Raw genomic sequence first — 19,987 nt, forward strand, 5'->3', positions numbered from 1 at the left:
TTTCGAGAAAATATAGGAGAAAGGAAGGAGCGGCGTGAGTTATAAAGAAATCAATGTCACCCATACACGGGCGGAGCAGGAAGCCTGGAAAAACGTGCTGAAAAAGCCGCTCCCTGAAAGAGACGGTTATGTAAAGGACGAGCATACGTTGTCTTTGCCGCGTCTCGCCGCCCGAGTCCTTGGAACTCCGCATGATGCAACCGATTATTTTATTTATTTACATGAATTATACGAAACAGACGGCATGCATATTTTAAGTGAAACACTCAATCGTCATATTGAGCCGGAGCATTTTCAAGCGCTGCAGCGCATTCATTTGATTAACCAAGAAGAAAAGGGATTGTCCGTGAATCGCTTTGTTGCTTTTTTAGATGGTGAACAGCTGATTGTACGCCATCCAAACCCTGTGATGAACCGGCATATCCGTCTTTCATTGATCAAGGTATTTGAGCATTTCAAGCAGCTGCACGAGGGTGGATTTCAGCATCCTGATTTCCGCCGGGTCCTGCTGGATGTCGTGAAGTTTTCAAATAACCATCTAGGTCCATGGCTGAAGGAAGTCAATATCGAAGAAAAAATGCCGGCTGTCATTTGGTATGGAGAGGCGAATAAAAGTCAGCTTTATTTTCTTTACTATGTCATGCTGATTGGCTGTGATGTTGTGCTATTTCATCCAGAAGGCGAGGATTCGTTCCGCGAATTAGATCCAGAAGAAAAGCTGACTTTTATTGATCAGTACCCGGGGACTTCAAAGCTTGAGCCGTTCCCTACTGAAAAGCCTGAGAGGAAATCAACGGTGGCGTACCGCTCGACAAGAGAGCTTGAAGAGGTGCTTCACACGGAAGATTCAATGCTGTATAAGCCGTGGCAATTCAGAGATCATACTCCTCATTCTATTACACTGAAGACCACGTATGATGAGCTGTTTTTAATTGCAAAGGAACGATCCTTTATCCGCCCGAATTTTAAAGCAGACCGGGACACGATACAGATTCCAAATCTCTTTGCGAAAATGATGGGTGTCACACGAGACAAACGTGAATACTGGGATCGCATTCACACGTTAATGGAAGGGAAAGAGACGAAGACCATTCGCCATTTTCCTTTTACGAAAGAAGTGACTTCGAATTATCAATTTCATTATCAGCATGCACTTTCTTCTGCTGGAGAGATTGATCCTGACTTATTAATGAAAAGCAATGTGTGGCAGTTTTCTCATCTATATGAGGGCACGCAGCGTGCGATTGCAGAGGCGATATCTCGAATCTGTCAGCATCCGAAGCTATTAAAAGAAGGCAATGAAACCGAATTAGATGTCCGTATTTATTTATTCAAGCAGGTTCTGCATTTAAGCCAGGATCTCATTGAACTGATTCAAACCTTTGATTACGCACAAACCGTACCGAAAGTGATTTTATACCATACGGAATATAATGGAGAGCTGACTCGTTCTGATGCGGCCGCCCTGATTTTCCTAAATGAAATGGGTGTGGATCTCTTCGTATATCATCCGGCGGGATATCAGTGTATCGAACGGTATATCGATGACCAACTATTTGATACCCATTGGCTTGATGAGATGGTCATGAACCAGGAGTTTAAAGAGCCGTCCATCGTTAGAAAGTTATTTCAATCCATTAAAAACCGATAAGGAGATCAAAACTTATGACAAATACAAACGGAAATGACATCATTTCAATTGATAAAGAGGAAATCACGATTGAGAAGGCAGACGATATTCGCGTTCAGCTTCGAAATGAACCAGAAGTGCAAAATATTGCGAGACAGATCGATGCGAAAAATCAGCTGGAACTGCTTGAATACGGAAAACAGCCGGCCGTTGAAATTTCTAAGTTCTCTGATCGTATCCTTTCAATGATGCGTTCAACAAGCGTCACTGACTCAGGAACAATGCTGACGCAGCTTGGTAAGATTATGGATCGCTTTGATAAAAATGATTTTGACGAACCGAAGGGTGGTTTGTTGTCAAAAATCTTTAAGCGCGGCGGCAGCATGATCGAAAAGATTTTTAGTAAATATCAAACGCTCGGTGCAGAAATTGAAAAAATTAATGTGGAAATTAGTAAATATAAAGATGAAATGACCAAATCGACTGTGACGCTTGAAGAAATGTATGAGCATAACATTCAATACTATTTGGAGCTGGAAAAGTATGTCGTAGCCGGTCAAATGAAAATCGAAGAATTAAAGCAATTGGTTCCTTCATATGAAGAAAAAGCAGCTAGTGGAAACCAGCTGGCACAAATGGAGCTTGATACGCTTCGTAATGGCATTCAAGCGCTTGAAGAGCGTGTGTATGACCTTGATATGGCACGAATGGTGGCGCTTCAAACGGCACCGCAAATCCGTTTGCTTCAGCGTGGGAATACGAAATTAATCGGTAAAATCAACTCTGCCTTCATCATCACGATCCCAATTTTCAAAAATGGGATCATTCAAGCTGTTACAGCGAAGAGACAAAAGCTTGTGGCTGATTCTATGAGTGAGCTGGATAGAAGAACAAATGAAATGCTGAAACGAAATGCGGAAAACATTTCAAGTCAAAGTGTGGAGATTGCCAAATTATCTGGCCGTCCAAGCATCGACATTGAAACGATCGAATCTTCCTTTAATACAATTGTACAAGGGATGAAAGAGACGAAACAGATCGAAGAAGAGAACAAGCGATTACGCGAAGATGGAACAAAACGTATGCTTGAGCTTCAAGATAATATTAAGCGGGCTGCCCTAGAGTCCTAAAAAACAAGCTGTCTGTAACTAAAGTTGCAGGCAGTTTTTTTATGAATTTAAATAAAATTTGAGGAAAAAGGTTTTTATGTGACCATTTTCGGGTAAATCCTGTTAAGGGGAATGGTTCGCCCATGATTCAAAAAACCGCTATGACGAGGATTCGACTTATTTTTTAGCACAATTAGGAATTTCCAGTAAAATATTGTCTGATGAGAGGAAATACCCCGTAAAATATGTAGTTTATGAAGCATTCTATAGGATTTACGAGTAATACGGCGTATAAACTCTAATGACCAGACCTCTATATGGAATTCATACATATTGTGGGGAAATAAGCGAATTCTAAAGATTGTTCGCATCATAACGCTTATGTTACGGTTATAAAGATGCTAATTTGGAGGGAAAATATGAATTCTGAAGAGAGAAATATCAAAATCAAGATAAATAATGTATCTAAAATTTTCGGTAAAAATGCTAAAAAAGCATCTCAAATGCTTGAAAAAGGGAAAACAAAAAGAGAGATCCTAAAAGAGACCGGCGCAACAGTTGGTGTCAATCGAGCAAATTTTGATGTTTATGACGGCGAGATATTTGTCATCATGGGGCTATCAGGGAGCGGAAAGTCCACACTTGTGCGGATGCTAAACAGGTTAATCGAACCAACCTCCGGTGAAATATATATTGATGGGGATATGATAACAAATATGTCAAAGGATCAATTGCGTGAAGTCAGACGGAAAAAGATCAGCATGGTTTTCCAAAACTTCGCATTGTTCCCGCACCGTACAATTCTTGAGAACACTGAGTATGGTCTTGAATTGCAAGGTGTCGATAAAGAAGAGCGCAGACCAAAAGCGCTTGAATCTTTAAAGCTTGTTGGACTTGAAGGCTTTGAAGAGCAATATCCAAATCAATTAAGTGGTGGTATGCAGCAGCGTGTTGGATTGGCACGTGCGTTAGCAAATGACCCTGACATTTTATTAATGGATGAAGCATTCAGCGCACTAGATCCATTAATTCGTAAAGATATGCAGGATGAATTGCTTGAGCTTCATACATCTGTAGGAAAAACGATCATTTTCATTACCCATGATTTAGATGAGGCGCTTCGTATTGGTGACCGCATTGTACTCATGAAGGACGGAAATATCGTTCAAATCGGAACACCAGAAGAAATTCTGATGAACCCATCGAATGAATATGTTGAACGCTTCGTTGAAGATGTTGACCTTTCTAAAGTATTAACCGCTGGTCATATTATGAAACGTGCAGAAACAGTTCAGATCGATAAAGGGGCACGTGTTGCGCTTACGCTCATGAAAAACCTTGGGATTTCGTCTATCTATGCAGTAGATAAGAAAAAGCATTTATTAGGTGTCATTTCTGCCCAAGCAGCGAAAAAGGCAGCAGAAACGGGAGCGTCACTTGAAACGGTTCTCGATAAAGAATTTACGACAGTGTTGGAATCTACGTATTTGACAGAGATCTTTGATGCGGTGTCTGATGCGAACATTCCGATTGCCGTTGTTGATGAGAAAAACAGAATGAAGGGCATTGTGGTCAGAGGTGCATTGATTGGTGCATTATCAGGAAATGATGAGTATATCAACATGTCTTCTAACAAGCTAGAGGAAATTAAAGCACAAGAGCCTTCTGCACAGGAGGTAGAATAAGATGTTTAGTATGAGTGATTTACCTAGAATTCCGTTTGCGGAATATATCGATCAATTTGTTGACTGGTTAACATTAACGTTTGGTGGTTTCTTTGATGGCATCACAAATGGATTAGCAGGAACAGTAAATGGGATTGTGGCAGCACTTGGCGTCATTCCATCCATTATTTTAACCCTTATCTTTGCCGGCATTGCTTGGTGGATCAGTACAAGAGGAGTTGCTCTTTTCACACTTATTGGATTTTTACTGATCGACTATTTAGGCTACTGGCATCCAATGCTTCAAACACTTGCACTCGTTTTGACCGCTGTGGTCATTTCCATTGTGATCGGGGTTCCGATCGGTATTTGGGCATCACAGAAGGAAACTGTGCGTAAAATTGTGACACCTATTTTAGATTTAATGCAGACAATGCCTGCATTCGTTTATCTATTACCAGCGATCTTCTTCTTTAATATTGGGGTTGTTCCTGGGGTTGTGGCATCGGTTATTTTCTCCATGCCGCCAACGATTCGTATGACCATTCTCGGTATTAAACAAGTACCAGCTGATTTAATTGAAGCAACTGAAGCATTTGGTTCAACGACATTCCAGCGTTTATTCAAAGTTCAGCTTCCACTTGCAACAAAAACCATCTTAGCTGGTATTAACCAAAGTATCATGCTGGCTCTATCAATGGTCGTCATTGCGGCAATGGTAGGTGCACCAGGACTTGGTTCAGAAGTATATAGTGCGGTAACGCAGCTGAAAACAGGTATTGGTTTTGAAGCAGGTATTGCCATTGTGATTGTGGCGATTACACTTGACCGTATTACCCAAAACATTAAAACGAAAAAATCCAGGGGGAATGCTTAATGTGGAAAAAGTCTCTCTACATTGGGATGACCGCCCTGCTTGTCTTTTTACTAGCCGCTTGCGGTACGCAGACAGATTCAAATGCGAGTGCTGCTCAGCAGGTGAATAAAACCATTATCGGAATCGATCCTGGTTCAGGGATTATGGCACTGACAGATCAAGCGAAAAAGGATTACGGCTTAGAGGATTGGACGGTTGTGTCTGCATCAAGTGCAGCCATGACGGCAACGCTCAAAAAATCTTACGACCGTAAAAAGCCAATCATCATCACTGGCTGGAATCCACACTGGATGTTTTCCCGCTATGATTTAAAATATTTAGATGATCCAAAAAAATCTTACGGTGAAGCGGAAGAAATTCATACGATTTCACGTAAAGGCTTTGCGAAGGATCAGCCGGAAGCAGCCAAAATGCTTAGTCAGTTTAAATGGTCTCAAGATGACATGGGCGAAGTCATGATTGATATCCAAGATGGTGTGAAACCAAAGGATGCCGCCTTAAAATATGTGAAAAAACATAAAGACCAAGTAGCGAAATGGACAAAAGGCGTGAAAAAGTCGAATGGTGGAAAAGTCAATCTTGCCTACGTTGCATGGGATAGTGAGATTGCAAGTACCAATGTTGCAGCAGAAGTATTGCGTGAACTTGGGTTTAAAGTAACTTTGACTCAGGTTGAAGCAGGTCCGATGTGGACAGCAATTGCAACTGGAAGTGCGGATGCATCATTATCCGCTTGGCTGCCAAATACGCATAAAACGTATGCAGCGAAGTTTAAAGGAAAATATGATGACCTTGGTACAAGTATGAAAGGTCTTCGAATGGGGCTAGTTGTTCCAACATATATGAAGAACGTAAACTCCATTGAGGATTTGAAAAAATAGTCAATGATATAGTGGTTCCCTTATAATAGAAGGGAGCATGTTGAAAAAGCAGTCTGCTCAAAAAGCGGCTGCTTTTTTCTTATATAGAAGGATGGAGTTGTCGGACGATGGATAAATCAATCATGATTTTTCTGCATGGTGGAGGAGTAAGCAGCTGGATGTGGCAGGAGCAGGTTGAAATATTGAAGGACACGTATGAATGCTTTGCTCCTGATCTCATTGGACACGGGACAAGAGCAAAAGAACAGATATTTTCAATGAATGAAAGCACCCGTGAAGTCATCTCATGGATCAAGGAAAATGCGAATGGCCGTCAAGTGATTCTGATTGGATTTTCTTTAGGTGCGCAGATTGCCGTTGATGTGTTATCAAGAGAGCCGGATATCGTAGACATAGCCGTCATCAATAGCGCCCTTGTGATGCCTTTGCCATGGCTCCATTTCATGGTGAGACCCCTCTTGCCACTGACGTATCCATTATTAAAGAAAGATTGGTTTATCCAGCTCCAAGCCGAAAAGATGGGGCTCTCGCAACATGTACTGCATCATTATGCGGCGGAATCGAAACATCTGCAAAAGAAAACCCTTCTTACGATGTTTCAAGAAAACCTCCATTACAAGCTCCCTGACACGTTTCAACAAGCGAAGGCACGCATTCTTGTCACAGTGGGAGAAAAAGAAAAAGGCATTATGAAACGGTCAGCAAAAAAAATAACGTATTCACATCCGAAGGCAACAGGCTTCATCGTTCCCGGTATTGGACATACATTTACTTTTGAGAAGAAAGAACTTTTTACAGAAATGATCAAATGTTTTATAGAGGCACGTGCATTACCAGTTGAATTAAAGGAAATCCAGTAGCCGCGCCAATCAATAAGTGAAGACGAGCATAAAAAGGGCGCCAGTCTCTTAAAATCTGTATGATATAGGTGTAGAGCGCTTACAGTTTGTGTTTCCTAGAAGGAGGAGCTATGAGTAAAAACTATATCATATTCGGTGCAAGTCAAGGATTAGGAGATGCTTTTGTAAAGGGTCTCCCTTCAAGTGGAGATACAGTTTGGATTGTATCGCGAAGTGAACCAAGCAGTTTGAGCATAGATGACGGTGTACATAGAATTTGGCTGAAAATCGACTTATCAAGCCAAACGCATATCTCTTATATGCTTGAAGCACTGGAGAACAAGACGATTGATGTACTCATCTATAACGTCGGTTTATGGGAAAAACGAGGTTTTGAAGACGATTATTCCTTTGATCACGATCAGCCAGAGGATATTGCACATTTAATCAATGTGAATGTTACCTCAACCATTACATACATCCAGGCACTGCTTCCGCACGTAAGGAAATCAGAGAATGGGAAAATCATCGTGATTGGCTCAACGGCCGGACTCGACCATACAAACCTGCCGCAGGTCTCGTTTGTTGCATCTAAATTTGGCCTGCGCGGAATTGTAAATGCACTGAGAGAGCATGTGAGGAAAGATAAAATATCCGTCACCTGTATCAATCCAGGAGAGCTGGCGGCGGAGGTTCCGTATGAGGATGGAGCCGAAAAGGCCATCACTCTATATGATGAAACGAGAATCCCTGTCCAGGATATTGTGGAGCTTGCGAGATGTGTGATTCATTTATCAAGGGTATCTTGCGTAAAAGAAATCAACGTTCCCGCCATGGCAGATCTGAATGCATAATATAAAGCAGACCACCCGCTTAATGAGAAGGCGGGTGGCTTTTTCATTTATGATGAATGCTGCTGGAGTGTTTGATAGACAGCTTCGGTCAAAATCTCAATGCCGGTAAAGATTGCCGAGCGGTCAAAGGTCATATACGGATGATGAAGACCAGGCTTTAAATCACAGCCTAAACCGAGCATTGTGGATTTGATATGCGGAAGCTTTGCTGCATAAAAGTGAAAGTCCTCTCCACCTGTTGTGACAATCGGGGGATCAAGCTGCTCTTTACCTAAAACCTGTTCAATTGCATGAGACATGATCTGGACAGCTTCCTCATTTAAGGTGGCGGCAGGCAGACGATGGTCTGTTGAAAGTGTAATGGAAGCGCCAAAGGCATCCGCTACAGAATGAACGGCTCTTTCAATTTCTTTTTCTAGTTCATCCATCACTTCGTTTGTTTGCGCCCGTACATCTAATGTAAAAGAAGCTTTACCTGGGATGATGTTTGAGCTGCCCCCGCCAGCATGTAAATTGGTCATTTTGACAGAATGTGCAACTCTTGGATCGACATGGATATGCGCGAGTCTCTGCACAAGGGTAGAAGCCACTTCTATTACGTTGATGCCAAGGTGTGGACGTGCACCGTGCGCTTCCTCGCCAATAATGGTGCCGACGTAATGATTACTTGATCCGTGCAAAATAGCAGGCGCGCAGCGTCCGTTTAATGTTTCTTGAATTGGGCGCACATGTACGCCATATAAGTAATCGACATCTGCGAGCACACCTTTTTCAATCATTTTCAGCGCACCGCCGCCTCTTTCCTCAGCAGGCTGAAAGATGAAACGGATCGTGCCGTTCGGTCGTTCTTTTTCCTTTAATGCCATGAAGGTGCCAAGAGCCATCGTCATGTGTGCATCGTGCCCACATGAATGATTGGCTTGAAACTCACCATCTACTTCCTGCCAAAGTGCATCAATATCAGCTCTCACAGCGACCACTGGTGCGCCTTCTCCAATTTCACCAATCACCCCTGTACAGTCGTCAAATGTTTGAGTTTTGCAGCCCAATTTTTTCAATATATCTTCAATATAAGCGGTCGTTTCTGTTTCTTCCCAGCTGATTTCTGGGTGGGCATGCAAGTGTTCAAAGATGTCTGTCACGGTTTGTTTCATTTCGTTTGTCAAAGTTGTCATGAGAAGCCTCCTTGCTGACAGATAATCTGCCAAAACATTATTTTAATGAAATAATATTGCTCTTAAATATCAACAGTGTTTATAATATAACACATCATTTGATTATTCTGAAAATTAAGTGAAATTCCGATCGGGACAAAGGGGTTTTGACACATGAAAACAGCGACAGTATCAGCACCAGAGAAACAAAAACGAAAACTTCAAATGCCAGATGCGTATGTTCTCTTATTTATGATTGCACTGATTTGTACAATAGCAACGTATTTTGTACCAGCGGGTGAGTTTGACCGAAAGACATCTGGGGAGATCACAACAGCCGTTCCTGGCAGCTATCACCGTATTGATCAATCACCAGTGAGTCCAGTTGGCTTTTTTACAGCGATACAAGAAGGAATGCTAGGGTCCTCTTCTATTATTTTTCTGATTCTATTTACGGGCGGAACCATTGCCATTTTGGAGAAGACAGGTGCTATTAACGGGATGATTCACCATGTCATCAGCCGGTTTCAAACGAAGCAATTATTGTTTATTTGTATTGTTGGGGGATTATTTTCAGTCCTTGGAACGACCGGAATTGTCGTGAACTCTGTCATTGGATTTATTCCAATCGGCATCATTGTAGCACGATCCTTGAAATGGGATGCTGTAGCAGGAGCAGCTGTCATATACATCGGCTGTTATGCAGGATTTAACGCAACGATTTTATCTCCATCTCCATTAGGTTTATCACAAACGATTGCCGAGCTGCCGATCTTTTCCGGCATTGGCCTGCGTGTCATTATTTATCTTTGTTTTCTTATTTCTAGTATTGTGTACATCTATTTATATACAAGACGTCTGAAGAATAAAGAAAAGGGAAGCATTCTTGGCGATCAATGGTTTCCTGCTAAGGGGCTTGGCGGAGCCGATGCGGAATCTGTGGACAAGCCTGCATTTACTGGCAGACATAAGCTGATTTTAGCAGTGTGCGGATTGTCACTTGGAGGTTTCTTATATGGCGCACTTCAGCTTGGCTGGACCGATAAGGAAATGGCGGGTGTGTTCATCTTTATGGCTATCGCTGCTGGACTGCTCGGCGGTTTAGCGGCCAATGATATTGCGAAAACGTTTATTATCGGGTGCCAAAGCCTTGTTTACGGCGCACTTATTGTTGGGATGGCACGCTGTATTTCGGTCATTTTAGAAAACGGGAAGCTGCTTGATACAGTGGTCAACGGCTTGGCGAGTATGCTGACAGGCTTTAGTCCAATCGCTGGTGCGATCGGGATGTATATTGCGAGTGCGCTTCTTCACTTTTTGATTTCATCAGGATCAGGAGAAGCTGTTGTCTTTATCCCGATTCTTGCGCCGCTCGCTGATTTAATGGGTATCACAAGACAGGTAGCTGTAGAAGCAGTGATGCTTGGCGAAGGGGTAGTCAACTGTATCAATCCGACTTCTGGTGTATTGATGGCTGTGCTTGCTGCAAGTGGTATACCTTATGTAAAGTGGCTGCGTTTTATGGTGCCGCTTGCCCTCATTTGGTTTGTCATCGGTCTTATATTTATTTGTATCGGGGTCATGATCAACTGGGGACCTTATTAAATATGTAGGAAGCTGCCGTGAGCGTTTGGCAGCTTTTTTCTTGTGGAAATATGTATGGAGCCAGCGCTTTGAAAGCACAATAAATGTGTTCACAAATTCGCTACATATTTTTTTTGAGCAGTCCCCTTGCAAAAGTTTGTGAAATGTTGCACAATATGAATGTGAAATACTTCACATAAGAAAAACAGCCTAGTTTTACTCAGGAGGATGAGATAAATGACAAACGAAAAAGTAAACAAAGTAGCCCTTATTGGAGCAGGTTTCGTCGGCAGCAGTTATGCCTTTACGTTAATAAATCAAGCAATCACAGATGAATTGGTTGTCATCGATTTGAATCAAGACAAAGCAATGGGTGACGTGATGGATTTAAACCATGGAAAAGCATTTGCCCCGCATCCTGTGAATACATGGTATGGAGATTATGAGGATTGTAAGGATGCAGATATCGTCTGTATCTGTGCTGGTGCAAACCAAAAGCCAGGTGAAACAAGACTTGATCTTGTTGAGAAAAATTTAAATATATTTAAAGGCATTGTAGAAAACGTAATGAAAAGTGGATTTGATGGCATTTTCTTAGTTGCCACAAACCCAGTCGATATTTTGACATATGCGACTTGGAAATTCAGTGGACTTCCAAAAGAACGAGTAATTGGCAGTGGTACGACGCTTGATACGGCAAGATTTAGATACATGCTCAGTGAGTACTTTGAAGCAGCGGCACACAACGTGCATGCGTACATCATTGGAGAGCATGGAGATACAGAGCTTGCTGTTTGGAGTCATGCGAATATCGGAAGTGTACCAATTACAGAATTAATGAAGAGAAATGATCAATACAAACAAGAAGACTTAGATGAAATCATGGAAAATGTCCGTCATGCGGCTTACCAAATCATTGAGAAAAAAGGCGCCACTTATTACGGCGTAGCAATGAGTTTAGCCCGCATTACAAGAGCGATCCTGCACAATGAAAACAGCATTTTAACTGTCAGCACTTACTTAGATGGAGAGTACGGAGCAGAAGATGTCTACATTGGTGTACCTGCCCTTGTGAATCGAAATGGCGCAACAGAAGTGATGGAGCTTGCATTGAACGATACGGAGAAAGAAAAATTTGCACACAGTGTGAATGTGTTAAAAGAGATTTTGGCTCCTCATTTTTAATCAATAAAAGCAACCTATCTGAGCAGAAAAGGATGAATCACTATGTGGCAGCAAATATATGATCCGTTTGGTAATGAATTCGTCAGTGCATTGGTGGCAATGCTCCCAATCTTGTTTTTCCTTCTTGCATTAACCGTTTTTAAGCTAAAAGGTGTTTTAGCCGCTTGTTTTACCTTAATCGTCAGTTTTGTAACAGCTGTTTTCTTCTTTCATATGCCAGTTGAAAAGGCATTATCTGCTGTGCTGCTTGGTATATCTAATGGGCTGTGGCCGATAGGATATATCGTCATCATGGCAGTATGGCTCTATAAAATTGCCGTGAAATCTGGTAAGTTCGATGTCATTCGATCTAGTATTGCAGGAATCTCTCAAGATCAACGTCTTCAGCTCTTATTAATCGGTTTTAGTTTTAACGCATTTTTAGAGGGCGCTGCTGGATTTGGTGTACCGATTGCGATCAGTGCCGCTCTCTTAACAGAGCTTGGGTTTAAACCGCTGAAAGCTGCGATGCTCTGCTTAATTGCCAATGCTGCGTCTGGTGCATTTGGAGCGGTGGGCATCCCGGTGATTACAGGGGCGCAAATGGGCAATATGACGCCGCTTGCGTTATCTCAAACCCTTGTATATACCATCCCATTTATTTCATTCTGTATTCCGTTTCTCCTCATTCTGATTGTAGATGGATTGAAAGGGATCAAAGAAACTCTGCCAGCCTTGCTTGTTGTGAGTGGTACCTATGCCATTTTGCAAGCTGTCACAATGGTGACGATGGGTCCTGAGCTTGCCAATATTATTTCTGCCTTAGCAAGTATGGGAGTTTTGGCTTTATTTCTTCGGAAATGGCAGCCAAAACACATTTATCGTGAAGAAGGAGCGCCAGATATTGAACAGAAACAAACGTATCGCGGCGTTGAAATACTGAAAGCATGGTCTCCGTTCTATATTTTAACTGCTGTTATTACGGTATGGAGTCTGCCGGCATTTAAAGCATTGTTTGCTGTAGGAGGACCGCTTAACTGGACGACCATTTTAGTGAAAATGCCATTTTTACATCAGCAAATTGTGAAATTACCACCAATTGCACAAACGGAAACACCTATTGATGCGATCTTTAAAATTGATGTCATCAGTGCAACGGGGACCGCCATTCTGATTGCGGTCATGCTGACAGGGCTGTTTAGCAGACATATTACATTAACAGAAGGCGCTGTCTGCTTAAAAGCAGCGGTGAAAGAGCTTTGGGTTCCTGTTCTTACTATTTGTTTTGTTATGGGCTTTGCCAACCTAGCGAACTTTGCTGGACTAAGTTCAGCGATTGGACTTGCTCTTGCCAAAACGGGCGATTTGTTCCCGCTTGTCAGCCCGGTGCTTGGCTGGATCGGCGTGTTTATTACGGGGTCTGTCGTGAGTAACAACGCCTTATTCGGTAACCTTCAAGCAGTCACTGCTTCTCAAATCGGTTCACAGGCAGGTTTGTTAATTGGAGCGAATACGACCGGTGGTGTGATGGCGAAATTAATTTCTCCACAATCAATCGCTATCGCTACAGCAGCTGTTGGAGAAACAGGGAAAGAATCTGAGCTCTTCAAAAAGACCGTGAAGTACAGCTTCATCCTGCTCGGTATTGTATGTATATGGACATTCATTCTCGCTCAATTTGTATAGGTTAATAGATAGGGATAAAAAAGACTGAGATCTCTCTCAGTCTCAGCGTGTAGACAAACCCTCGCATTCTTTGTCAGGTCTGCGCTCCAGTGCTCACGAATGTTTCAATTCGCTCCGCTCCGGTGCTCGTCCTTCCTAGACTGCAAAGGTTTTCTATCACGCTGAAAAGAAGACAAAGGGCTAAAATAAAGATCATTTTAGCCCTTTGTCAACAATCTGAAGGACTGAGAACTCTCTCAGTCTTTTTCTTTATGTAGATTCTCTTGTCACGAGCCGGGTAGGCAGCTGGATATGTTCGCGCTGTAATGGTTTTTGGTCTTGCAGGAGCGCGATCATTTGCTGTACAGACCGCTGGCCAAGCTCTACGATCGGTATGTCAATTGTGGTGATCGTTGGAGCTGTCACCTCACAAATGTCTTGGTTGTCATAGCCGATGACCGCTAGATCCCCGGGGATTTGATAGCCGTATGAAATAGCTTGTTTAATGAGTCCTGCTGCGACTTGATCATTGCCGGTGAAAATGGCATCAGGCGCTTCCTTCATGTGATGGATGACCTCCATTAAGCGAAAGCCGTCTTCAATGGTAAAAGCCTCTCCAAACAGCCAATCATCTTGCAGCGGCAAACCGTGAGCAGAGAGTGCATCAAGATAGCCCTGTTTCCTTTGTTTCTGCGCTTCACTGCTTTCTGTATCAAAGCAAAACCCAATCGATTTTCGCCCCGACCGAATCAAATAGTCCACCGCTTTATAGGCGGCTTCCCGTTCATCGTATCCAATAATCGGGATGTTTGCTGTTTGGTGATATTCATTTGCCATGACAATGGGGCCGTTCGTTAAAAATGGCTCAATTTTCTCCCACGTATTTTCTAACGCACCCAATATAACCCCATCGACTTCTTTTCTTTTTAATAATTGAAGCCCTTCAAGCTCTAATGCTTCTTGATAAAACGTCTGGAGCACGATGGCTTTATATCCTTGATCCAGTGCTTCCTTTGAAATGCCTTTAATCAATTGTGCAAAAAAAGGATGGTCCACAGCTGGAACAGACACAGCAATGGTTTTTGTCTGATGTGACCTTAGTGTGCGGGCTGCTGAACTCGGTGTATATTCCATTTCTTTCATCACCTGTAAAATGAGCTGCCGCTTTTCTTCTGACACATATGGGTGATGGTTTAGCACTCTGGAAACGGTGGTGGTTGAAACCCCGCAGCGTTTGGCAATTTCATAAATTGTACACATATTAACAAATCCTTTACACAAAGTTATTGTTCTGAAATCGATAACATCATTTACAATGTGAAACAAGTTAAATATTAACAAAAGGAATTGATTAATTGGAGGGAATGGAATGCAAATATTGACGAAGATATCAGGTAAAAGCAAGGATTATCTTCCTTTGCTGGATATGATCAATCAAGGTGTTCAAGTTAAGGCCGATTCAGTTGAAAAGCATCTAGCAAATGAAAAGCTGGTAACGTTCCTTGAGCAAGATATAGAGCGCACAGGTTTGGAAAAAATTCTCTTCCATTATAAACAAAATAAGGAAAAAAAGATACCGTTTCTGCCAGTTGACAAACTGATTTCAGAAGATGAAATCGATGATATTATGCAGGTGCTGAAGGAAGTATTGAGCTCTGGCCGTTTTACTTCAGGGCCATATATTCCGACATTTGAAAAGGCGATTGCTGAGTACTTAGGGAAAAAATATGTCATTGCCACGTCAAGTGGAACAGATGCATTGATGATCAGTCTCATATCAGCAGGCGTCCATCCAGGAGACGAGGTGATTTTGCCGGCCAATAGCTTTGCTGCAACAGAAAATGCAGTGCTTGCCATTGGGGCTGTTCCGGTATATGCCGATATTGATCCTGAAACCTACTGCCTCTCACCGAGTGAAATAGAGAAACATATCACAGATAAAACGGTATGCATTCTACCGGTTCATTTATATGGAAAGCAAGCGGATATGAAGGAGATTTCGGCGATTGCGAAACAGCATGGGCTGAAAATCATTGAAGACGGCTGTCAGGCGATTGGCAGCAGCGGCCTTGGCGCTTATGGAGATGGACTTGTTCTCAGCTTTAATCCATACAAAAACCTTGGGGTCTGCGGAAAGGCAGGAGCCATCGCTACAAATGATGAGGCCTTAGCGGAAAAATGCATGGAGATCAGCTATCACGGCTTTGAAGCTGGAAAGAAAAATGTCAAACGCAGTGACTATGGCTTTAATTCGAAAATTGATAATTTGCAGGCAGCGATTGGACTCGAACGAATGAAGTATTTAGGACTGCAAAATTTCAAACGTTTTTACTTAGCCAAGCGATACATTGAACAGCTGCAAACGCTTGAGGATGAAGGATATATGAAGCTCCCGACGCTGACAGATGATCATGTATGGCATCTATTCCCGATTAGAGTGCTGAAGGGAGAACGAGATGAACTGGCAGCGAAATTGCTGGAAATGGGCATAGAGACGGATGTCTATTACCCGGTTCTATCGCATCAGCATCAAACAAATCTTGTTTCTCAAAAATATAGACAAACGACACTTCCACACACGGAAAAAGCAGCGCAGCAATTACTTCACTTGCCGCTTTATCCAGGAATGCCGCTGCAAGATCAGGAGAAGGTCATCGAGGGGGTTCATCATGTTATCAAGTCTTCCATTCAATAAAAAACTGCTGAATCTGCCGAAGAATCCGCAGTGGATCGTCTTCTGTGATTTTGATGAAACGTATTATTCTCACGGAATGACAGAGGAGCAGAGAGAGGATGTCAAGCGGCTGGAAGCCTTTGTAGCAGAAAAGAGTGAAGCGGGACAGCTCTTGCTGGGCTGGGTGACGGGAAGCAGCCTCGATTCTGTCACGAGCAAAATGGAAAAAGGCGGGTTTCATCAATTCCCGCATTTCATTGCGTCGAACTTAGGGACTGAGATTGTATATACGTCGGATGCCCATTTTGGACAGCCAGATGCAGAGTGGATGAAGCGGCTGGATGCACAGGGCTTTTCAGATGAAAAAATCGATGACATCCTGGAAACCATCCGAGATGAGGGCATTTCCCTTAGACCGCAAACGCAGCTGGGCAGTTCAGGGTATAAGAAGAATTTCTATTATCAGGAGCAGGATGAACGGACAGATCTTTATCATCTATCATTTATCCAAACACTGGCTAAAGAGCGAGGCGTGGCAGTCAACATCAATAAATGCAACCCGCTTGCTGGAGATCCTGCGGATTGCTATGATGTCGATTTTTTACCAGTCGGAACAGGGAAGGATGAAATTGTCCGTTTTATGCTGAACCAATATGATTTATCGAAAGATCAAGGCTTTGCCTTTGGTGATAGCGGGAACGATTTGCGGATGCTTCAATCCGTCACACACGGCTTCCTTGTCCAAAATGCGACAGCTGAAGCCAAACGGCACCATCACCAAATTTGTCATCATGGGTATGCAAAAGGAATCTATGAAACACTGAAAACAGTGATGTATAAACATGAGGAGGCACATTCATGAAGAAAATTGGAATTGTTGGAGCAGGGAATATTGCAAAAGCACATGCAAGAGCATTATCAACGATCAAAGGTGCAGAATTATCCGGTGTCTATGATTTGCATGAGTCGGTCGCACAGGGATTCATTAAACAGTACGGCGGACGTGTGTATTCAAGTATCGGGACACTGGCAGATGCATCTGATGGATTGATCATTGCATCCCCTAATTTTTGTCACAAGGACCATGCCCTTCAGTCGCTAAGAGCAGGACAGCCGATTTTATGTGAAAAACCGATGGCTGTGTCCCTGAAGGAAGCGAAGGAAATGGTTGAGACAGCCAAACAGTTCCAAGTTCAAGCCAGTATGGGCTTTAACTATCGTTATTTATCCTTTGTGAATATATTGAAGAACTTGATTGCCAACGGTGAATTAGGCCGCATTTTAACCGTCAGAACGCATTTTAAGAAAAACAGTGCCCTTAGAAGAAAGACTTTTTCATGGAGAGACAGCGGCGAAAGTCTGCGTACGAGCGGTGCACTAGGGGATCTTGGCATTCATTTGATTGATATGCTGTGGTACTTATTTGGCAGTGAAATGAAGAAAGAATCACTTAACACCAAGATGCTGACACATGTAAAGGAAAAAGAAGAGAAAAAGGTTCAGGTGGATGATCATACCGAAATTTTTGGGCAGATGGAGAATCAAGTGTTCTTTCATTTGGTGACATCCAAAAGCACGCAGCCTGAGGAATGTGGATTTAGTGTAGAAGTCGTTGGTCATGACAAGGTATTCAAATACCATACGAACATGAAAAACGAATATGAGATCAGTGATGGATTGTGTGTGGAGCGTCATCAAATGCCGCAAACTTTGCTGACAGATCCGCCAAATGAATTTTACGGATGGTCCGATACATTCCGCGATCAGCTGATGCATTGGGTGAATACTGATCCATACCCATCTCATATGAAGGTCGCTGATTTTGAAGATGGTTATCGCGCTCAGGCTGCGCTCAATACATGCTTTGAAAGGGAAGAGGCAGTCGTCTCTGCCCAGGCATATTAAAGAGGTGGAGCGGAGGATATCATGACTCCGCTCCTTTTTAGAGGAAGTGAAAAGATGAAAAAGGTATTTTATTTTGGCTGTGTCTTTTATTTTTTTATTGGGACCATTCATGTATTTTTTGGCAGCTTAACACCTTATTTACTGTCTAGTTACGATAAGGGCCCAGGGGAATTATCATCTTTAATTTTTTTTCAGTTTATTGGTTTTTTGACAGGTGTTCTGTTATCCCCCATTTTAGTGAGAAAAAAAGGCTATGGCGCTGTGCTGACGATGGGTCTTTTGCTGATGATCGGCTCACTTCTGCTGGGGCTATTGGTGCCGGGCTGGACAACGCTTGTGCTGGCAGGTTTTTTTCTTGGGAGCGGCGCTGGCAGTCTTGAGACAACAGCCGGTGCGTATGTCATTTCGATGGCTAATAGTGCAAAGCGAATCAGTATTATGGAAGTCTTTTTTGGATTAGGTGCGCTGTTATTTCCGCTAGTGATTCTGCTGACTGTCACAGAACAGACATGGCAGTATGTGTTTTTATTTCAGGTGGGTGCGCTGACATTTTTCCTCATGCTCTGGCTGGTTTTTATGAACAAACTGCCTCATGGACAGATGGATGCTCCCTCCACAAGGGGGACGCGGAAACCGTCTTTACTTGTTGATCGAAATAATCGAATGATTGTGGTGATCATGATTTGCTTTGCCTTTTTCTACGCAGGGATTGAAACGAACTTTGCGAATTTTTTGCCGTCGATCATGCTGGAAAAAGGGGGAGAAAATTGGGGACTCTTTGCGGTCTCTACTTTCTGGACAGCGATCGTCATCGGCAGAACCGTGATCGCGAGAAAAGCTGATCAGCTGCATCCGCTGCGTTTTTTAAAGCTAAGTGCATCACTGATGATTTTGCTGCTTGTGATATTCGCTCTGACAACCCACATTACCGCGCAGCTGATTCTCATCTTTTTCATCGGCCTTTGCGCAGCTGGCATGTTCCCAATCGCACTGACAGCGTCTGCCTTAATGATTGAAAATGCCATTGATGAGGCGACAAGTTATTTTATTGCAGCCGCGAGCTTAGGCGGAGCCTGCTTGTCCTTTTTGATTGGGTTTAGTCTGGAATGGGCAGGAGCGGCTAGTGCCGTCTTTGTATTTGCTTTCTTAGCTGTTCTTCTGTTCGCAGCTGCGATTCAAATGAATCGTTCTAAGAAAAAAGAAACGGTACACGCGCAGCAGTCAGCACTGAAAGCAGACCGCTAAGCCTCCACCTGAAATGATGACAAAGGACTTGTACTAAAACGCAGAAAGTTTGAATAACATGTACAAGTCAGCATCAAAAGGAGGACGTCTATGTGGCGGTGTTTTTTGGTTATATCTTTTTAGGGTTGTCACTTTCAGCGCCTGTTGGGCCAGTCAATGCAGCCCAAATCGACAGAGGGATTAAAAGTGGATTTTGGCATGCGTGGATTTTTGGTGTGGGGGCTATGGCTGCGGATATTGTCTATATGCTTCTCATCTATTTTGGTGTCGCCCAGCTTTTGACTGCACCTCTTGTAAAAACCTTTTTGTGGCTGTTCGGCTTTTTCGTTTTGACCTATACCGGCATTGAAAGTCTGCGTAAAATCAATTTACAGGAGAGTCCGAAAAAGGACAGCGAAAACACATCAATTGGCAAATCGTTCATGACCGGATTTTTCATTTCTCTATCTAATCCGCTCAGTATTTTGTTTTGGCTTGGCATCTATGGCAGCATCTTAGCCAATACGATCGAAAAGTATGGAGCTTCCCAAATGCTCATGTACAGTATGGCTATTTTTAGCGGCATGCTGATCTGGGATTTCAGTATGGCGCTGCTTGCTAGTTCGTTTAGGCGTTATTTAAGTGAACGTGTTTTACATGGCTTATCCGTTCTTGCAGGTCTATCGTTACTTGGTTTCGGCGTCTATTTTGGGTATCAAGGGATTATGGCGTTGATTGGGTAGAAAAACAGACTGACACATTC

Annotated in this window: 17 protein-coding genes; 15 read left to right on the forward strand and 2 right to left on the reverse strand. The window is 42.9% G+C overall.

What is annotated here, in order from left to right:
* Positions 1-34: 34 nt before the first annotated feature.
* The 7 genes from NSQ76_RS01895 to NSQ76_RS01925 all read left to right on the forward strand — a co-directional run bounded on the left by NSQ76_RS01895 (position 35) and on the right by NSQ76_RS01925 (position 7,854).
* Positions 35-1,651, forward strand: coding sequence for a YceG family protein (locus NSQ76_RS01895; RefSeq protein WP_208946043.1), 1,617 nt, complete (start codon positions 35-37; stop codon positions 1,649-1,651).
* A 14-nt stretch (positions 1,652-1,665) separates the two neighbouring features.
* Positions 1,666-2,760 carry a toxic anion resistance protein gene (locus NSQ76_RS01900; RefSeq protein ID WP_024427234.1) on the forward strand — a complete coding sequence of 365 codons (1,095 nt, stop codon included), beginning with the start codon at positions 1,666-1,668 and terminating at the stop codon, positions 2,758-2,760.
* A gap of 398 nt (positions 2,761-3,158) precedes the next feature.
* Positions 3,159-4,424: a glycine/proline betaine ABC transporter ATP-binding protein OpuAA gene (gene opuAA, locus NSQ76_RS01905; RefSeq protein WP_024424349.1), complete on the forward strand. Its 1,266-nt coding sequence runs from the start codon at positions 3,159-3,161 to the stop codon at positions 4,422-4,424.
* A gap of 10 nt (positions 4,425-4,434) precedes the next feature.
* Positions 4,435-5,280: a glycine/proline betaine ABC transporter permease subunit OpuAB gene (opuAB, locus tag NSQ76_RS01910; protein ID WP_024424348.1), complete on the forward strand. Its 846-nt coding sequence runs from the start codon at positions 4,435-4,437 to the stop codon at positions 5,278-5,280.
* Positions 5,280-6,161: a glycine betaine ABC transporter substrate-binding protein gene (locus NSQ76_RS01915; protein ID WP_341052039.1), complete on the forward strand. Its 882-nt coding sequence runs from the start codon at positions 5,280-5,282 to the stop codon at positions 6,159-6,161. The genes opuAB and NSQ76_RS01915 overlap by 1 nt, the downstream gene beginning before the upstream one ends.
* A gap of 107 nt (positions 6,162-6,268) precedes the next feature.
* Positions 6,269-7,021, forward strand: a complete 753-nt coding sequence (locus tag NSQ76_RS01920; protein ID WP_231506829.1) for an alpha/beta fold hydrolase — start codon at positions 6,269-6,271, stop codon at positions 7,019-7,021.
* A 110-nt stretch (positions 7,022-7,131) separates the two neighbouring features.
* Positions 7,132-7,854 (forward strand): SDR family oxidoreductase, encoded by a 723-nt coding sequence (locus tag NSQ76_RS01925; protein WP_125587128.1) that lies wholly within the window; start codon positions 7,132-7,134, stop codon positions 7,852-7,854.
* Positions 7,855-7,901: 47 nt separating this feature from the next.
* Here NSQ76_RS01925 and NSQ76_RS01930 read toward each other — a convergent pair whose 3' ends face one another.
* A complete protein-coding gene (locus NSQ76_RS01930) occupies positions 7,902-9,029 on the reverse strand; it encodes a M20 peptidase aminoacylase family protein (RefSeq protein ID WP_025092784.1) in 1,128 nt (375 codons plus the stop codon).
* A gap of 153 nt (positions 9,030-9,182) precedes the next feature.
* Between NSQ76_RS01930 and NSQ76_RS01935 the strand changes: the two genes are divergently transcribed.
* The 3 genes from NSQ76_RS01935 (at position 9,183) to NSQ76_RS01945 (ending at position 13,442) form a co-directional block, all read left to right on the forward strand.
* A complete protein-coding gene (locus NSQ76_RS01935; RefSeq protein WP_341052050.1) occupies positions 9,183-10,613 on the forward strand; it encodes a YfcC family protein in 1,431 nt (476 codons plus the stop codon).
* Positions 10,614-10,829: 216 nt separating this feature from the next.
* Positions 10,830-11,777: an L-lactate dehydrogenase gene (locus NSQ76_RS01940; protein WP_025092786.1), complete on the forward strand. Its 948-nt coding sequence runs from the start codon at positions 10,830-10,832 to the stop codon at positions 11,775-11,777.
* Positions 11,778-11,819: 42 nt separating this feature from the next.
* Entirely contained in the window at positions 11,820-13,442 is a 1,623-nt protein-coding gene (locus NSQ76_RS01945) for an L-lactate permease (protein WP_103132604.1), read from the forward strand.
* A 249-nt stretch (positions 13,443-13,691) separates the two neighbouring features.
* Here the strand turns inward: NSQ76_RS01945 and NSQ76_RS01950 are convergent, their stop codons facing one another.
* Positions 13,692-14,681, reverse strand: coding sequence for a LacI family DNA-binding transcriptional regulator (locus NSQ76_RS01950; protein WP_024424341.1), 990 nt, complete (start codon positions 14,679-14,681; stop codon positions 13,692-13,694).
* Positions 14,682-14,790: 109 nt separating this feature from the next.
* Between NSQ76_RS01950 and NSQ76_RS01955 the strand changes: the two genes are divergently transcribed.
* From NSQ76_RS01955 to NSQ76_RS01975, 5 genes are all read left to right on the forward strand, one after another.
* Entirely contained in the window at positions 14,791-16,116 is a 1,326-nt protein-coding gene (locus NSQ76_RS01955) for a DegT/DnrJ/EryC1/StrS family aminotransferase (RefSeq protein WP_125587124.1), read from the forward strand.
* Positions 16,091-16,957 carry an HAD-IIB family hydrolase gene (locus tag NSQ76_RS01960; protein ID WP_149126023.1) on the forward strand — a complete coding sequence of 289 codons (867 nt, stop codon included), beginning with the start codon at positions 16,091-16,093 and terminating at the stop codon, positions 16,955-16,957. The genes NSQ76_RS01955 and NSQ76_RS01960 overlap by 26 nt, the downstream gene beginning before the upstream one ends.
* Positions 16,954-18,000 (forward strand): Gfo/Idh/MocA family protein, encoded by a 1,047-nt coding sequence (locus tag NSQ76_RS01965; protein ID WP_103132600.1) that lies wholly within the window; start codon positions 16,954-16,956, stop codon positions 17,998-18,000. Before NSQ76_RS01960 ends, NSQ76_RS01965 begins: the two co-directional genes overlap by 4 nt.
* 54 nt (positions 18,001-18,054) lie before the next feature.
* Positions 18,055-19,245 carry an MFS transporter gene (locus NSQ76_RS01970; RefSeq protein ID WP_025092791.1) on the forward strand — a complete coding sequence of 397 codons (1,191 nt, stop codon included), beginning with the start codon at positions 18,055-18,057 and terminating at the stop codon, positions 19,243-19,245.
* Between the two features lie 92 nt (positions 19,246-19,337).
* Positions 19,338-19,967, forward strand: a complete 630-nt coding sequence (locus tag NSQ76_RS01975) for a LysE family translocator (protein ID WP_341052067.1) — start codon at positions 19,338-19,340, stop codon at positions 19,965-19,967.
* The last annotated feature ends 20 nt before the right edge of the window (positions 19,968-19,987 follow it).

This window comes from Bacillus sp. FSL M8-0256 (assembly GCF_038005765.1).
Classification (GTDB): domain Bacteria; phylum Bacillota; class Bacilli; order Bacillales; family Bacillaceae; genus Bacillus; species Bacillus safensis.